Origin of the sequence: Microbacterium immunditiarum (genome assembly GCF_013409785.1) — a bacterium.
Classification (GTDB): domain Bacteria; phylum Actinomycetota; class Actinomycetes; order Actinomycetales; family Microbacteriaceae; genus Microbacterium; species Microbacterium immunditiarum.
This window is the reverse complement of record NZ_JACCBV010000001.1, coordinates 3,539,705-3,554,663: the sequence shown is the minus strand read 5'-3', so window position 1 is coordinate 3,554,663 and position 14,959 is coordinate 3,539,705. Positions and strand designations below refer to the sequence as shown.

The following is a 14,959-nucleotide window of genomic DNA, read 5'->3' as shown; positions in this document are numbered from 1 at the left end:
CTCACTTCACCTCGCTCCCGCTGCCGCGGAAGCTCCGCAGGCGCAGGCTGTTGCCGACCACGAACAGGCTGGAGAACGCCATCGCCGCGCCCGCGATCATCGGATTCAGAAGCCCGAGCGCCGCGAGCGGGATCGCCGCCACGTTGTACGCGAACGCCCAGAAGAGATTGCCCTTGATCGTGCCGAGCGTTCGGCGCGCGAGGCGGATGGCCTCGGAGGCGCTGCGCAGGTCGCCCCGCACGAGGGTGATGTCGGATGCCTCGATCGCGGCATCCGTTCCCGTTCCCATCGCGAGGCCGAGGTCGGCCCGCGCGAGCGCCGCGGAGTCGTTCACTCCGTCGCCCACCATCGCGACCACGCGCCCCTCGGACTGAAGGCCTCGGACCACGTCGGCCTTCTCGCTCGGCAGCACCTCGGCGACGACGCGGTCGATGCCGACCTGCGCCGCCACCCGCTCGGCGGCGGCGCGATTGTCGCCGGTGAGCAGCACGGGCTCCAGACCCAGGGAGCGCAGCTGAGCGACGGCTTCGGCGCTCGTCGGCTTGACTGCGTCGGAGACGACGAGGACTCCGCGCGCGACGCCGTCCGACGCGATGACCACCGCGGTGCTGCCGGCCGCTTCAGCGTCCGCCAGCCGCTCCGAGAGCGTCTCATCGATGGCGACGCTCCATTCGCGCAGCAGCGCGGGGCGGCCCGCGATGACCGCGTGCCCGTCGACGACGCCCGACACGCCGAGGCCGGGTGTGTTCTGGAAGGCCTCCACCGCGGGGAGCGCACCGACCTCGTCGGCCGCGGCCGCGGCGATCGCCCGGGCGATCGGATGCTCCGACGCCGACTCGAGCGCGCCGGCCAGACGGAGCAGCTCGTGCCGCTCGGTGCCCGCGCCGAACACGTCGGTCAGGGTCATGCGCCCGGTCGTCACGGTGCCGGTCTTGTCGAGCACGATCGTGTCGGCGCGGCGCGTCGACTCGAGCACTTCGGGTCCCTTGATGAGGATGCCGAGCTGCGCGCCCCGACCCGTTCCCACGAGCAGTGCGATCGGGGTCGCGAGACCGAGCGCGCACGGGCACGCGATGATGAGCACCGCCACGCCGGCGGTGAAGGCGCTGGCGGCCGGGAACCCCAGGAGCATCCACGCGGCCACGGTCGCGACGGCGATCACGAGCACGATCGGCACGAAGACGCCCGAGATGCGGTCGGCGAGGCGCTGTGCATGAGCCTTGCCCGACTGGGCCTCTTCCACGAGCCGCGCCATCTGAGCGAGCTGGGTGTCGGCGCCGACGCGCGTCGCGCGCACGACGAGTCGACCGCCCTCGTTGACGGTCGCGCCCAGCACGGAGTCCCCGGGCTCGACCTCGATGGGCACAGCCTCGCCCGTCATCGCCGACGCGTCCACCGCTGATGACCCCGAGACGACCACGCCGTCCGTCGCGATCTTCTCGCCCGGCCGCACGACGAACTCGTCGCCGACACGGAGGTCGCCGATCGGGACGCGCACCTCGACGGCCGATCCCGCGGCGCCGCGCAGCACCGCGACGTCCTTCGCGCCCAGGTCGAGGAGCGCGCGCAGCGCGGCGCCGGCCCTGCGCTTGGAGCGCAGCTCGATGTATCGCCCGGCGAGCACGAAGGTCGTCACCGCGGAGGCGACCTCGAGGTACATCGCCGACTCGCCCGCGCCGGGGCGGATCACCCACTCGAACGACTCGGTCATGCCGGGCATGCCCGCGCCGCCCAAGAACAGCGCGTACAGCGACCACACGAACGCGGCCGACACGCCCAGCGAGATGAGGGTGTCCATCGTCGCGGCACCGTGGCGCAGGTTGATCCACGCGGCGCGGTGGAACGGCCACGCGGCCCACACGACGACGGGGGCTGCGAGCGTGAGCGAGGCCCACTGCCAGTACGTGAACTGGAGCGCCGGAACCATCGCGAGCACGACGACCGGAACCGAGAGGACGATCGCGCCGATGAGCCGCTGGCGCAGCGACGTCAGCTCGGGGTCGTCGGGCACGCTCGCGCCGTCGTCGAGCGGGGGAGCGGGGACGGATGCCGTGTACCCGGCCTTCTCGACCTCATCGATGAGCACGGCGGGGTCGAGTCCCGCAGGGCTCTCGACGACCGCCTTCTCGGTGGCGTAGTTGACGCTCGCCACGACGCCGTCGAGGCGGTTGAGCCGCTTCTCGATGCGGGCCGCGCACGAGGCGCACGTCATACCGCCGATCTCGAGCTCGAGTCGAGCGTCGGAGGGCCGGATGGCGGACATCAGGCGCGGACCGCGGCGTAACCGGCCTCGTCGACGGCGGCGATCACGGCATCGTCGGCGATCGGGGCGGCGGATGTCACCACCAGGCGGCCGTCCGCGGCGCTCACGTCGATCGCCTGGACGCCGTCGAGCTTGGAGACCTCTCCGCGCACCGCGTGCTCGCAGTGGCTGCAGCTCATCCCGGTCACCTGGTACTCGGTCGTCGTGGTCATCTCTCTCCTCATGATGCGATGCCGGCTCTCTGCGGCGGTTCGGATTCCGGGATACCCCCTGGGGGTACCTGTGGTGTGCAAGTCTATGCTCACCGCAGACATTCCCGGGCCGCTGAGGCAGCAGCATCCGTCAGCGCGATCTCAACACCGTTACACATCGTTAACGAAAGGCAACATTGCCGAAGCCGAGGTGCGGTTAGGTTAGGTGAACTGGGGCGGCTTCCCGAGGTCGTCCCGCGTTCATACACAGCAAGGAGCAACATGAGCGGCTTCATTCGTTCGCGCGCCGGGAAGGCCATCGGCGGAATCGCCGCCGTCGGTATCAGCGCGCTCTTCCTCGCCGGCTGCACCGGCACCGGTGGCGGCGGCGACGCCTCCGAGCCGGCCGACGACCAGCCCCGCGAGGAGCTGACCCTCAAGGTCGGCACGGCGCTGCCCCAGACGGGAAACCTGGCGTTCCTCGGCCCGCCCGAGGAGGCGGGTGTCGCCTACGCGGTGTCGCAGATCAACGAGGTCTCCGACACGACGGGGCTCACGATCGACCCCGTCTACGGCGACTCGGGCGACACCGACAACAAGGCGTACGAGACCGAGATCCCGCGCCTGCTCGGCGAGGATGTCTCGGCCATCATCGGCGCCGCGTCGTCGGGTACGTCCCTCCAGTTCATCGACCAGGTCGTCGGTGCGGGTGTCATCCAGTTCTCGCCGGCCAACACCTCCGACCAGTTCACGACGTACGACGACAACGGCCTGTACTTCCGCACGGCCCCGTCCGACGTGCTGCAGGGCGAGGTGCTCGGCAACCTGATCGCCGAGGACGGCGCTCAGACGCTCGGAATGATCGTGCTGAACGACTCGTATGGCACGGGTCTCGCCAAGTACGTCACCGAGGCGTTCGAGGCGGCGGGCGGCGAGGTCGTCGCGGCTCCCACCTACAACACGGGTGACACGACGTTCGACGCACAGATCTCCGAGGTCCTCGCGGCCGACCCCGACGCGATCGCGCTGATCACGTTCGAGGAGATCACGACGATCCTGCCGAGCCTGTTCGGGCAGTTCGACGCGAGCAAGCTCTACTTCGTCGACGGCAACCTGTCGAACTTCGGCGACGAGTTCCCGGCCGGATCGCTCACGGGCGCCAAGGGCACGCTCCCCGGTCTGTCGATCGACTCGATCGGCGACTTCACGGACGCGCTCGACGAGTTCGTCGCCTCCGAGGGCATCGAGCCGCTGACCGAGTACAGCTACGCGGCGGAGTCGTTCGACGCGACCATCCTGCTCGCGCTGGCGTCGCTCGCGGCCAACTCGACCGACCCGGCCGACATCGCTGCGAAGCTGATCGAGGTCTCCGGCGGCGAGGGCGACGGTGAGAAGTGCACCACCTACGCCGAGTGCGCCGAGATCATCGTCGGCGGCGGCGTCGCCGACTACGACGGCGTCTCCGGCCCGATCACGTTCAACGAGGTCGGCGACCCGACCGAGGCGTCGATCGGCATCTACCAGTTCGGTGAGGACAACACCTACTCGGCCTACGAGGGCTGATCCTCTCTGACACGCAGCGCCCCCGGGTCTTCGGATCCGGGGGCGCTGTCTCGTATCGGGGGGCGCGCTTCGCCTTGCTGCGCTCGCTCAGCGTCCGGCGACGGCACGAGTGAGGGGGCGGATGCCGCAGCATCCGCCCCCTCTCCGTCTTGAAGGTCAGCGCCTCACGTGCCGAGCGTCCCGAGGTACAACTCGGTGACCTTCGGGTCGTTCAGCAGGTCGCGTCCGGTGCCGGTGTAGGCGTCCCGGCCCTGGTCGAGGACGTAGCCGCGGTCGCAGATCTGGAGGCAGCGGCGGGCGTTCTGCTCGACCATGATGCACGTGACGCCGGCACGGTTGATCTCGGAGACGCGGATGAACGCCTCGTCCTGACGGACGGGGGACAGGCCCGCGGACGGCTCGTCGAGCAGCAGCACCTTGGGGTCCATCATGAGCGCGCGGCTCATCGCGACCATCTGGCGCTCACCGCCCGAGAGCGAGCCCGCGCGCTGCTTGAGGCGCTTGCCGAGCTCCGAGAAGATGCCCGTCACGAACTCGAGGCGCTCCTTGTAGATGCCGGGCCGCTGGTAGAGGCCCATCTGGAGGTTCTCCTCGATCGTGAGGCTCGGGAACACGTTGTTCGTCTGGGGGATCATGCCGACGCCGCGCGCGACGAGCTTGTTCGCCCGCAGCCCGGTGATGTCTTCGCCCTCGAGTTCGATCGTGCCCTTGCGGACGTGCACCTGGCCGAAGATCGCCTTCAAGAGGGTCGACTTGCCGGCGCCGTTGGGACCGATGATGCCGATCAGCTCGCCTTCGTACGCCTCGAGCGAGCAGCCGTTGAGGATGTTGACGCCCGGAAGGTATCCCGCGTGCACGTCCCTGATCGCGACGACGGGCGTGCTGGTGGCGGTTGCGCTGGTCACTTGCCCTCCTCCTGCTCCTCTTCAGCGATGCCGGCTTCGACGATCGCATCGGCGTCCGCGCCGGCGGACGCCGCGGCATCCGTGGTCGGGTCGGCCTGGATCACGTCGATGCGTCCCGTCACGACGCCGAGATCGAGCTCCTGATGGGCGCCGAGGTACGCGTCGACGACCGCGGGGTTGCGCATGACCGAGTGCGGGTCCCCCTCGGCGACGATGCGGCCCTCGGCCATCACGACGACCCAGTCCGCGATGTGGCGGACCATGTGCATGTCGTGCTCGACGAACAGCACCGTCATGCCCTCGTCTTTCAGATCGAGGATGTGGTCGAGCAGAGACTGCGTCAGCGCCGGGTTGACGCCCGCCATCGGCTCGTCGAGCATCACGAGGGTGGGCTCGGTCATGAGCGAGCGCGCCATCTCGAGGAGCTTGCGCTGCCCGCCGGAGAGGCTCGCCGCGAAGTCCTCGGCCTTCGTGTCGAGCTTGAACTTCGTGAGGATGCGCATCGCGCGCTCTTCGAGCTCGGCATCCTGCTTGCGCCACAGCGCCGGGATGAGGCTCGACCAGAAACGCTCGCCTCGCTGGCCGTTGGCGCCCAGCTTCATGTTCTCGAGCACGGTCAGCAAACCGAGGGCCTTCGTCAGCTGGAAAGTGCGCACGAGGCCCATGCGGGCGACCTTGTAGGCCGGCATGCCCGAGAGCGAGCGGCCGTTGAAGCTCCACGTGCCCTCGTCGGGCCTGTCGAAGCCTGTCAGCAGGTTGAACAGCGTCGTCTTGCCGGCACCGTTCGGGCCGATGAGCGCCGTGATCGCGCCCCGCGGGACCTCGAGGTGATCCACGTCGACGGCGCTCACGCCGCCGAACGAGCGACGCACGTTGTCGGCGACGATGATCGGGTCGACCTTCTTGCAGCCGGGCTCGGCGTCGCCGATGTGCAGGCCGGTGGTCTTCGGCCTGGGGATGGGAGAGGTCATCGTCGGCTGGGCACCGGTCGCGGGGGAGCCGGTGCCGCCGGGCGTGGGGCCCGTGCCGCTCGGAGTGTCACTTGACAAAGGTCAGCTCCTTCTTGTTGCCGAGGAGGCCCTGCGGCATGAAGATCACCAGCAGCATGAGCGCGATGCCCACGAGAATGAAGCGCAGCGTTCCGGCCTGGATCTGGCTCAGGCCGAACAGCAGCCCCGCCTCCGCGAGCGCCGGGAGCACGTTGCTGAGGAAGGTCTGGAGCGCCCAGAAGATGAGCGAGCCGAGCAGCGGACCGAACACGGTCGCTGCGCCGCCCAGCAGGAGGGCGGTCCAGACGAAGAACGTGAGCGATGTCACGTAGACACCAGGACTCACGGCCGAAGGCAGCGCATACACGATGCCGCCTGCCGCGGCGAGCACGCCGCCGAGCACGAGGGCCTGAAGCTTGTACGAGAAGACGTTCTTGCCGAGCGAGCGCACGGCGTCCTCGTCCTCGCGGATGCCCTTGAGCACGCGGCCCCACGGGCTGTGCGTGAGCATCCACACGACGAGCACCGCGATGCCGATCGTGATGAGGCCCATGATGCGCACCCACCACCCCGTCTCGTTGTACGTCCACGGCCCGAAGCCGTAGGTGCCCGGGGGGATCGGGTTCGACGCGCGGAAGCTCGCGTGGTAGCCGCTGAGTCCATCGGCAGAGCCGGTGACCGCGTCGAACGCCGTCGTGAGGAACAGCAGTCGCACCACTTCTGCGGCCGCGATCGTCACGATCGCGAGGTAGTCGCCGCGCAGCCGCAGCGTCGGGATACCCAGGATGAGCGCGAACACGGCGGCCGCGACGAGACCGATGATGGCGCCGAGCCACCATTCGAAACCGAACGTGAGGATCGAGATCGCGTAGCCGTACGCGCCGATGGCCATGAAGCCGGCGATTCCCATGTTGATGAGGCCCGCGTAGCCGAAGTGCACGGCAAGGCCCAGGGCCGCGAGGGCGTAGCCGATCGTCGCCGGGCTCAGGATCGACGAGGCGGTGTTGGAGAGGATCTGCAGCCAGTCCATGAGGCGCCCTTAACCTATTCTCTCTCGGCGACCGAGGATGCCCTGTGGTCGGAACAGCAGGATGACGATGAGGATGAACAGCGCGCTCGCGTACTTGAGGTCCGCGGGGATCCACAGCGTCGACACCTCGACGAGGACGCCGACGATGAGCGCGCCGACGAGGGCGCCGAACGCCGTTCCAAGACCGCCGAGCACGACCGCTGCGAACATCAGCAGCAGCACCTGGGCGCCCATATCCCACTTGATGCCCGGGCGGTAGTACGCGTACAGGATGCCCGCGAGGCCTGCGAGACCACCCGCGATGGTCCACACGACCCGCACGACGAAGTCGACGTCGATGCCGGATGCCGCGGCCAGCGACGGGTTGTCGGAGATGGCCCGTGTGGCCTTGCCGAGCCGGCTGCGCGTGAGCCACAGAGCGAACGCGACGATCACGACGATCGCGATGCCGATCGACGCCATGTCGATCACGCTGAGCTGGACGACGCCGAACAGCGGGATCTTGGCGTCGGCCGCACCTGGGAGCTGGCGCGTGCCGCCGCCGATGAACAGCTGGAAGATGTAGCGCAGTGCGAGCGAGAGACCGATGCTCACGATCATGAGCTGCACGACGCCGACCCGTTTCCGACGCAGCGGACGCCAGAGGATCATGTCGAGCACGAGGCCCAGGAGCGCGCTCAGGATCACGGCGAATGGATAGCCGAGCCACCACGGCAGTGCGAGGCTCGCCGGCCCGACGAGGAACACCGCGGCGATCGCGCCGAAGGTCACCATCTCGCCGTGGGCGAAGTTCGAGATGCCTGTCGTGCCGTACACCAGGGAGAGGCCGACCGCGGCGAGCGCCAGCATGAGGCCGAAGCTGATGCCCTGCACGACGCGCGCGACGAGCTGGTCGAAGAAGCTCGTGACGTTGCGCTGGCCTTCGCCGATGAAGAAGTTGACGGTCACGCGCCCGCCGGGGCCGACCGTGACGTCCTTCACGTTGGGGGTGTCGTCCTCGGGGTCGACGACCGCGATGCCCTCGGGAAGCGTCTCCTCGTCGAGCGTGACGGTGTAGTCGGCGTTGCGCTCGGGGACGCCGACGCGCCACTGGCCGTTCTCATCGGTCTCGACCTCCTGCTCGCCGCCGGGGCCGTCGATCGTCAGCCGCACGCCCTCGAGCGGCTCGCCGTCGAGCTGCACATTGCCGCTGATGCGGTACGGATCGTCTTCATCGGCGAACGCGGATGCGGAGGGAAGGAAGAAGCCCACCACCATCAACGCGAGGGCCGCGAGTGCGACGATCGTCCGTGCGCGCGGACGGCGCAGAGCGGTCTCAGTCGTAGGACCCAATAGAACCTCCCATGTCGGCACCGCGCACCGAAGGTCCGGGTCGCATCGGCCGTGATGAACGACGGTACGAGAGTAATGTGTCAAGTCTGTTTCGCCCAATCACGTTCGTGCGACGTGACCGAATCGGAACGTGGGCGGGTGCGGCATCCGTCGATCTGCGCCGGTCCACCCGCTCAGCCGGCGGGGAATGATTTCCCAGGCGCCCCGCTTAGAATCGAGTACGGAGCGCCTCCGCGCACCGGCCGCCGCCGTCCACTTTTCGAGCACCGCGCCCGATGCATCCGCAAAGTGCGCAGGAGAACCCATGGAGCACAACGACCCGTTCGGTTTCGTCGGACTCACCTACGACGACGTCCTCCTGCTTCCCGGCCACACCGACGTGATCCCCAGCGAGGCCGACACCTCGTCGCGCGTGACGCGCCGCATCACGGTGGCGACGCCGCTCGTGTCCAGCGCGATGGACACGGTGACCGAGTCGCGCATGGCCATCGCGATCGCGCGCGAGGGCGGGCTCGGCATCATCCACCGCAACCTCGCGATCGAGGAGCAGGCGGCGATGGTCGACCGGGTCAAGCGCAGCGAGTCGGGCATGATCTCCGACCCGATCACGACGCATCCGGATGCCACGATCGAAGAGGTCGACGCGCTGTGCGCGCAGTACCGCATCTCGGGCCTCCCGGTCGTCGACGCGGACGGCCGTCTCGTCGGCATCGTGACCAACCGCGACATGCGCTTCGTGTCGGGCTTCGAGCGGCAGACGACGCTCGTCAAGGACGTCATGACGAGCGAGAACCTCATCACGGCGAAGGTCGGCATCGGCGCGAACGACGTCATCGCGACCTTCGCGAAGCACCGCGTCGAGAAGCTGCCCCTCATCGACGACGAGGGCAAGCTCGCGGGGCTCATCACCATCAAGGACTTCGACAAGAGCGAGAAGTATCCGCTCGCGACCAAGGACGACCAGGGCCGCCTGCGCGTGGGCGCGGCGATCGGCTTCTTCGGCGACGCGTGGGAGCGCGCCGAGGCGCTGCGTGACGCGGGTGTGGACGTCCTCGTCGTCGACACGGCGAACGGCCAGTCGGCGGGCGTGATCGACATCGTCCGTCGTCTCAAGGCCGACCCGTCGTTCCAGCACATCGACGTCATCGGCGGCAACGTCGCGACGCGCGAGGGTGCCCAGGCGCTCATCGACGCGGGCGTGGACGCGGTCAAGGTCGGCGTCGGCCCGGGCTCGATCTGCACGACGCGTGTCGTCGCGGGCGTGGGGGTGCCGCAGGTGACGGCCGTTTACGAGGCCTACCTCGCGGCGCGCGAGGCGGGCGTCCCGATCATCGCCGACGGCGGTCTGCAGTACTCGGGCGACATCGCGAAGGCCCTCGTCGCGGGCGCTGACACCGTCATGATCGGGTCGCTGTTCGCGGGCACCGATGAGTCTCCCGGAGAGATCGTCTTCCAGGGCGGCAAGCAGTTCAAGCAGTATCGCGGCATGGGGTCGCTGGGCGCACTGCAGACGCGCGGCAAGAAGACGTCGTACTCCAAGGACCGCTACTTCCAGGCCGACGTCCCCACCGACGACAAGCTCATCCCCGAGGGCATCGAGGGTCAGGTCGCGTATCGCGGGCCTGTGTCGGCGGTCGCGTACCAGCTCGTCGGAGGGCTGCGACAGTCGATGTTCTACGTCGGCGCCCGCACGATCGAGGAGCTCAAGGCGAAGGGCAAGTTCGTGCGCATCACGGCGGCCGGCCTCAAGGAGTCGCACCCGCACGACGTGCAGATCGTCGTCGAGGCGCCGAACTACAAGAAGTGACCCCGGCGGCGCATCCGCCGCTACCCTGATCCGCATGATCAGGCAGCGCTCTCACCCTGCCGCGACGCAGGGCGCGACGCGGCTCGAGGCGTTCACCGACGGTGTCTTCGCGATCGCGGCGACCCTGCTCGTGCTCGACCTCACGACGCACTCACTCGGCCGGATCGGCTCCGAGGCGGAGATGTGGACCGCTCTCGGCGGCATGTGGGAGCTCTTCCTCAACTTCGGGCTGAGCTTCCTGCTGCTGTGCCTGCTGTGGATGGTGCACGTGCAGCAGTTCGAGCACATCGCTCGCGTCGACGCGATCCTCGTGTGGCTCAACAACGGGCGGCTGCTGTTCATCGTGCTGGTGCCCTTCGCGACGAACCTCACGACGGAGTACTCGGAGTTCCTCGCCGGGCGCCTCGCGATGCCGCTCGCGTTCTTCTTCGCCATCCTGTTCGGATGGCTGCAGTGGCAGTGGGCCGTCCGTCACCGCGAGGTCATGCTGCCCGACCTGAGCGACGCCGACGCGAGATCCGCCGGGCGCGCGTCGCTCAGCGCGCTCGTGATCGGCGGTCTCGTGGTGGTGCTGTCGCCGTGGATCGGCTCGGCGGCCTTCCTCTTGTTCCTGTTCGACGGCATCCTCACGAGGTTCCTGCGCGGCAGGTGACCTGAGGCCGATGGGAGGGGGCCGGATGCCGCGTCCCGGCGTATCGTCGGAGCCATGTGCCGCAACATCCACACGCTCCACAACTTCGAGCCCGCTGCGACGGCCGACGAGGTCCACGCCGCGGCGCTGCAGTACGTGCGCAAGATCGCCGGAACGACGAAACCCTCGAAGGCGAATCAGGAGGCGTTCGACCGCGCCGTTCACGAGATCGCGCACATCACGCAGCACCTCCTCGACGACCTCGTGACGACCGCTCCGCCCAAGAACCGCGAGATCGAGGCCGCGAAGGCGCGCGAGCGCGCCGTGAAGTCGGGCCGCTACGCGGTCGCGTGAGCCGCGGCATCCGGGGGCTCGCCCGACCCGGTCGCGGAGCGAGTGAAGCGAGACGAACCGCGTGAGGTAGTCTGATCGGCTCCCCTTTCCGCATCGAAGCGCCCGGGAGCAGACAAGGGATCGCTGTGGGCTACATCGACATCGCCGCAGTCTCGTTCGCGCTGCCCGACGGCCGCCCGCTTCTCGACGAGGTGTCGTTCCGCGTCGGCGAGGGCTCGACCACGGCGCTCATCGGGCAGAACGGCGCCGGCAAGACGACGCTGCTGCGGATCGTCCGCGGCGAGGTCCCGCCGCTGTCGGGAGCCACCTCGATCGACGGCGGGCTCGGCGTCATGGATCAGTTCATCGGGCACGGCAAGCCCGGGCAGACCGTTCACGACCTGCTCACCGCGGTCGCGCCCGAGCGCGTGCGCCGTGCCGCGCGAGAGCTCGAGGACTCCGAGGCGGCGATCATCGAGCGCGACGATCTCGACACGCAGATGCGCTACGCGGCCGCGCTCGCCGAGTACGCAGAGGCGGGCGGTTACGAGTACGAGACCGTGTGGGACACATGCACGGTCGCGGCCCTCGGGGTGCCGTTCGCACGCGCGCGGTTCCGCGAGCTCACGACGCTTTCCGGCGGCGAGCAGAAGCGGCTCGCGCTCGAGGCCCTGCTGCGCGGACCCGACCAGGTGCTCCTGCTCGACGAGCCCGACAACTACCTCGACGTGCCGGGCAAGCGCTGGCTCGAGGAGCGCCTGCGCGAGACGAACAAGACGGTGCTGCTCGTCTCGCACGACCGGGAGCTGCTCGCGCGTGCGGCCGACCGCATCGTCACGCTCGAGGTTGGCGGAGCAGGGAGCACCGCGTGGGTCCACGGCGGCAGCTTCGCCACCTACCATCGGGCGCGCGATGAGCGCATGGCTCGCCTCGACGAGCTGCGCCGGCGCTGGGACGAGCAGCACGCGAAGCTCAAGGCTCTCGTGGCGGACCTCAAGGTCAAGGCGGCCGCCAACGACGGCTTCGCCTCGCGGTACCGTGCCGCGCAGACGCGGCTGCGGATGTTCGAGGAGGCCGGTCCGCCGCTCGAGCGCCCGAAGGAGCAGAGTCTGGACGTGCGTCTGCGCGGCGCCCGCACGGGGCGACGCGCGGTCGTGGCCGAGCGGCTCGAGCTCACCGGGCTCATGAAGCCGTTCGACCTCGAGGTGTGGTTCGGCGACCGCGTCGCCGTGCTCGGCTCGAACGGGTCCGGCAAGTCGCACTTCCTTCGTCTGCTCGCGCGCGGCGGCACTGATCCGGATGGGCGCCTCGGTCACCTCACGTCCGTCGGCGAGACGCTCGAACCGGTGCCGCACACGGGGCGCGCGATCCTCGGGGCGCGCGTCGGGCCCGGGTGGTTCGCCCAGACGCACCGGCACCCGGAGTTCGCGGGGCGTAGCCTCCTCGACATCCTGCATCGCGGAGAGGACGCCCGGCCCGGCATGCAGCGCGACGCGGCCAGCTCGGCCCTCGACCGCTACGGCCTCGTCGCGCAGGCGCAGCAGGCGTTCGACAGCCTGTCGGGCGGACAGCAGGCTCGGTTCCAGATCCTCCTGCTCGAGCTCTCGGGTGCGACGCTCCTGCTGCTCGACGAGCCGACCGACAACCTCGACCTCGTGTCGGCCGAGGCGCTGCAGGACGCGCTCGCGCGCTTCGAGGGCACGGTCCTCGCCGTCACCCACGACCGCTGGCTGGCGAAGTCGTTCGACCGGTTCCTGGTGTTCGGCGCGGACGGGCGTGTCTTCGAGTCCGACGAGCCGGTGTGGGACGAAGGGCGGGTCGCGCGAGCGCGCTGACAACGGGTGACGGATGCCGCGGCATCCGTCAGCTCGCCTGGCGGGCCCGCCGAGACCGCCGGGTAGGCTTGTCGGGTGAGCATGGACATGGAGCTGGGTCGCGCCAAGCGCGCCCGGCGGGCCTACACGTTCGATGACATCGCGGTCGTGCCCTCGCGGCGCACGCGCAATCCCGAAGACGTGTCGACGGCCTGGTCGATCGACGCGTTCCAGTTCGACGTCCCGGTGCTCGGCGCCCCCATGGACTCCGTTGTGAGCCCCGCGACCGCGATCAAGCTCGGCAAGCTCGGCGGCCTCGGCGTCCTCGACCTCGAGGGTCTGTGGACGCGGTACGACGACCCCGAGCCGCTCCTCGCCGAGATCGCGTCCCTCAACGACGGCGATGCCACGAGGCGGATGCAGCAGCTCTACTCCGAGCCGATCAAGCCCGAGCTCGTGCGCGACCGCCTCGCCGAGATCCGCGCGGAAGGCGTCACCGTCGCGGGCGCCCTCACGCCGCAGCGGACGCAGGAGCTCTACGAGACGGTCGTCGCGGCGGGCGTCGACCTCTTCGTCATCCGCGGCACGACGGTATCGGCCGAGCACGTCTCGAGCGTCGACCAGCCGCTCAACCTCAAGAAGTTCATCTACGACCTCGACGTCCCCGTCATCGTGGGCGGCGCGGCCACCTACACCGCGGCGCTGCACCTCATGCGCACGGGTGCCGCGGGCGTGCTCGTCGGGTTCGGCGGCGGCGCCGCCTCCACCACGCGTGCGACGCTCGGCATCCACGCGCCCATGGCGACCGCCGTGTCGGATGTCGCGGGTGCCCGCCGCGACTACCTCGACGAGTCGGGCGGCCGCTACGTGCACGTGATCGCCGACGGCGGCGTGGGCACGTCGGGCGACATCGTGAAGGCACTCGCGATGGGCGCCGACGCGGTCATGCTCGGCGTGGCGCTCGCGCGCGCGACGGATGCCCCGGGCCGCGGCTACCACTGGGGCCCCGAGGCGCACCACGCGAAGCTCCCGCGCGGCCACCGCGTCAAGGTCAAGCAGGTCACCGATCTCGAGGCGCTCCTGTACGGACCGGCGCCCGTCGCGGACGGCACCGCCAACCTCATCGGGGCGCTGAAGAAGTCGATGGCGACGACGGGCTACTCCGATCTGAAGGAGTTCCAGCGCGTCGAGGTCGTCGTCGCGCCTTACGGCGCCGGATGACCGATCCGACCCGGACGCCGGCCGGCGACGCCGAACCGGAGACCTTCCCGCCGACGCTGCGCGAGGTCATGCTGCGGCCGCGCTGGCTCGCGCTGCTGGGGCTGTGCCTCGTCGTCGCGGGCGTGTTCGCGTGGCTCGGGCAATGGCAGCTCGGCCGGGCGATCGACACCACGCCCACCCCGCCCGGGTCGACCGAAGAGGTCCGCCCGATCGCGGAGGTCGTGCGGCCGGGGGAGTACCTCGCCGGACCGCTCGTCGGGCAGCGCGTGACCGCGACCGGCACGTGGGTGCCAGGTGACTTCCTCGTAGTCTCGTCGCGGTTCAACGACGGCGAGGAGGGGTACTGGGTCACGGGCCAGTTGCGCATCGCCGACACCGAGACGCCGACCTCGGTCGCCGTCGCCATCGGGTGGGCGGCGACGGAGGCGGATGCCCAGGCGGCCATCGAGGAGCTCGAGGCGGATGCCGCAGCACCGTTCACGAACCCGTTCGCCATCACCGGCCGACTCATCTCTGACGAAGGTCCGGCTGTGCCGCCGCGCGGAGCGGATCCGCTGACGATGACCCGGATGTCTCCCGCCGCGCTGCTGTCGCAGTGGCACGAGACCGAGGGACTCGACGTCTACCGCCCGTATCTCGCCGCCGAGATCGCGCAGGGTCCCCTCGTCGACATCTCGTCGCCGGCACCTGAGGACGGGTCGGATCTCAACTGGCTCAACATCTTCTATGCCCTCGAATGGGCGGTGTTCGCGGGCTTCGCGTTCTACCTGTGGTACCGCCTCGCGCGCGATGCGTGGGAGCGGGAGCTCGAGGAGCTCGCGGAGGGCGAGGACGGCGGGCCTTCTCCCAGTCGCTGAGCGAGCGCAGCGAGACGAAGCGC

At 69.6% G+C, this 14,959-nt stretch carries 13 protein-coding genes; 7 read left to right on the top strand and 6 right to left on the bottom strand.

The window, feature by feature from the left end; all coding sequences use genetic code 11:
• Window position 1: 1 nt before the first annotated feature.
• Both BJ991_RS16520 and BJ991_RS16515 read right to left on the bottom strand, forming a co-directional pair.
• Entirely contained in the window at window positions 2–2,263 is a 2,262-nt protein-coding gene (locus BJ991_RS16520; RefSeq protein ID WP_179491786.1) for a heavy metal translocating P-type ATPase, read from the bottom strand.
• Window positions 2,263–2,475: a heavy-metal-associated domain-containing protein gene (locus tag BJ991_RS16515; protein ID WP_179491784.1), complete on the bottom strand. Its 213-nt coding sequence runs from the start codon at window positions 2,473–2,475 to the stop codon at window positions 2,263–2,265. The genes BJ991_RS16520 and BJ991_RS16515 overlap by 1 nt, the downstream gene beginning before the upstream one ends.
• A 261-nt stretch (window positions 2,476–2,736) precedes the next feature.
• On the opposite strand from BJ991_RS16515, the gene BJ991_RS16510 reads away from it, so the two are divergent.
• Window positions 2,737–4,017, top strand: coding sequence for an ABC transporter substrate-binding protein (locus BJ991_RS16510; protein ID WP_179491782.1), 1,281 nt, complete (start codon window positions 2,737–2,739; stop codon window positions 4,015–4,017).
• A gap of 164 nt (window positions 4,018–4,181) precedes the next feature.
• Here BJ991_RS16510 and BJ991_RS16505 read toward each other — a convergent pair whose 3' ends face one another.
• From BJ991_RS16505 to BJ991_RS16490, 4 genes are all read right to left on the bottom strand, one after another.
• Window positions 4,182–4,922, bottom strand: a complete 741-nt coding sequence (locus tag BJ991_RS16505) for an ATP-binding cassette domain-containing protein (RefSeq protein ID WP_179491780.1) — start codon at window positions 4,920–4,922, stop codon at window positions 4,182–4,184.
• Window positions 4,919–5,893: an ABC transporter ATP-binding protein gene (locus tag BJ991_RS16500; protein ID WP_179492919.1), complete on the bottom strand. Its 975-nt coding sequence runs from the start codon at window positions 5,891–5,893 to the stop codon at window positions 4,919–4,921. Before BJ991_RS16500 ends, BJ991_RS16505 begins: the two co-directional genes overlap by 4 nt.
• 67 nt (window positions 5,894–5,960) lie before the next feature.
• Window positions 5,961–6,941, bottom strand: coding sequence for a branched-chain amino acid ABC transporter permease (locus BJ991_RS16495; RefSeq protein WP_179491778.1), 981 nt, complete (start codon window positions 6,939–6,941; stop codon window positions 5,961–5,963).
• Window positions 6,942–6,950: 9 nt separating this feature from the next.
• On the bottom strand, window positions 6,951–8,198 hold the full coding sequence (locus BJ991_RS16490; RefSeq protein ID WP_179492916.1) for a branched-chain amino acid ABC transporter permease: 1,248 nt from the start codon (window positions 8,196–8,198) through the stop codon (window positions 6,951–6,953).
• A gap of 379 nt (window positions 8,199–8,577) precedes the next feature.
• Here BJ991_RS16490 and guaB point away from each other — a divergent pair, with 379 nt between their 5' ends.
• The 6 genes from guaB to BJ991_RS16460 all read left to right on the top strand — a co-directional run bounded on the left by guaB (window position 8,578) and on the right by BJ991_RS16460 (window position 14,936).
• The gene (guaB, locus tag BJ991_RS16485; RefSeq protein WP_179491776.1) at window positions 8,578–10,080 is read left to right on the top strand and encodes an IMP dehydrogenase; all 1,503 of its coding nucleotides are present in this window, start codon (window positions 8,578–8,580) and stop codon (window positions 10,078–10,080) included.
• A 34-nt stretch (window positions 10,081–10,114) separates the two neighbouring features.
• The gene (locus BJ991_RS16480) at window positions 10,115–10,732 is read left to right on the top strand and encodes a TMEM175 family protein (RefSeq protein WP_179491774.1); all 618 of its coding nucleotides are present in this window, start codon (window positions 10,115–10,117) and stop codon (window positions 10,730–10,732) included.
• Between the two features lie 54 nt (window positions 10,733–10,786).
• The gene (locus BJ991_RS16475; RefSeq protein WP_179491772.1) at window positions 10,787–11,065 is read left to right on the top strand and encodes a DUF2277 domain-containing protein; all 279 of its coding nucleotides are present in this window, start codon (window positions 10,787–10,789) and stop codon (window positions 11,063–11,065) included.
• Between the two features lie 125 nt (window positions 11,066–11,190).
• Entirely contained in the window at window positions 11,191–12,879 is a 1,689-nt protein-coding gene (locus BJ991_RS16470; protein WP_179491770.1) for an ATP-binding cassette domain-containing protein, read from the top strand.
• Window positions 12,880–12,960: 81 nt separating this feature from the next.
• Window positions 12,961–14,079 (top strand): GuaB3 family IMP dehydrogenase-related protein, encoded by a 1,119-nt coding sequence (locus tag BJ991_RS16465; protein ID WP_179492914.1) that lies wholly within the window; start codon window positions 12,961–12,963, stop codon window positions 14,077–14,079.
• 68 nt (window positions 14,080–14,147) lie between these two features.
• Complete coding sequence (locus tag BJ991_RS16460; RefSeq protein WP_179492912.1) at window positions 14,148–14,936, top strand: SURF1 family protein; 789 nt, start codon at window positions 14,148–14,150, stop codon at window positions 14,934–14,936.
• Window positions 14,937–14,959: the final 23 nt, after the last annotated feature.

Coding starts and splice junctions, on each gene's coding strand:
- BJ991_RS16520 (WP_179491786.1), bottom strand. CDS start 2,263: ATGTCCGCCATCCGGCCCTCCGACGCTCGACTCGAGCTCGAGATCGGC.
- BJ991_RS16515 (WP_179491784.1), bottom strand. CDS start 2,475: ATGACCACGACGACCGAGTACCAGGTGACCGGGATGAGCTGCAGCCAC.
- BJ991_RS16510 (WP_179491782.1), top strand. CDS start 2,737: ATGAGCGGCTTCATTCGTTCGCGCGCCGGGAAGGCCATCGGCGGAATC.
- BJ991_RS16500 (WP_179492919.1), bottom strand. CDS start 5,893: ATGACCTCTCCCATCCCCAGGCCGAAGACCACCGGCCTGCACATCGGC.
- BJ991_RS16495 (WP_179491778.1), bottom strand. CDS start 6,941: ATGGACTGGCTGCAGATCCTCTCCAACACCGCCTCGTCGATCCTGAGC.
- BJ991_RS16490 (WP_179492916.1), bottom strand. CDS start 8,198: ATGGTGGTGGGCTTCTTCCTTCCCTCCGCATCCGCGTTCGCCGATGAA.
- guaB (WP_179491776.1), top strand. CDS start 8,578: ATGGAGCACAACGACCCGTTCGGTTTCGTCGGACTCACCTACGACGAC.
- BJ991_RS16480 (WP_179491774.1), top strand. CDS start 10,115: ATGATCAGGCAGCGCTCTCACCCTGCCGCGACGCAGGGCGCGACGCGG.
- BJ991_RS16475 (WP_179491772.1), top strand. CDS start 10,787: ATGTGCCGCAACATCCACACGCTCCACAACTTCGAGCCCGCTGCGACG.
- BJ991_RS16465 (WP_179492914.1), top strand. CDS start 12,961: ATGGACATGGAGCTGGGTCGCGCCAAGCGCGCCCGGCGGGCCTACACG.
- BJ991_RS16460 (WP_179492912.1), top strand. CDS start 14,148: ATGCTGCGGCCGCGCTGGCTCGCGCTGCTGGGGCTGTGCCTCGTCGTC.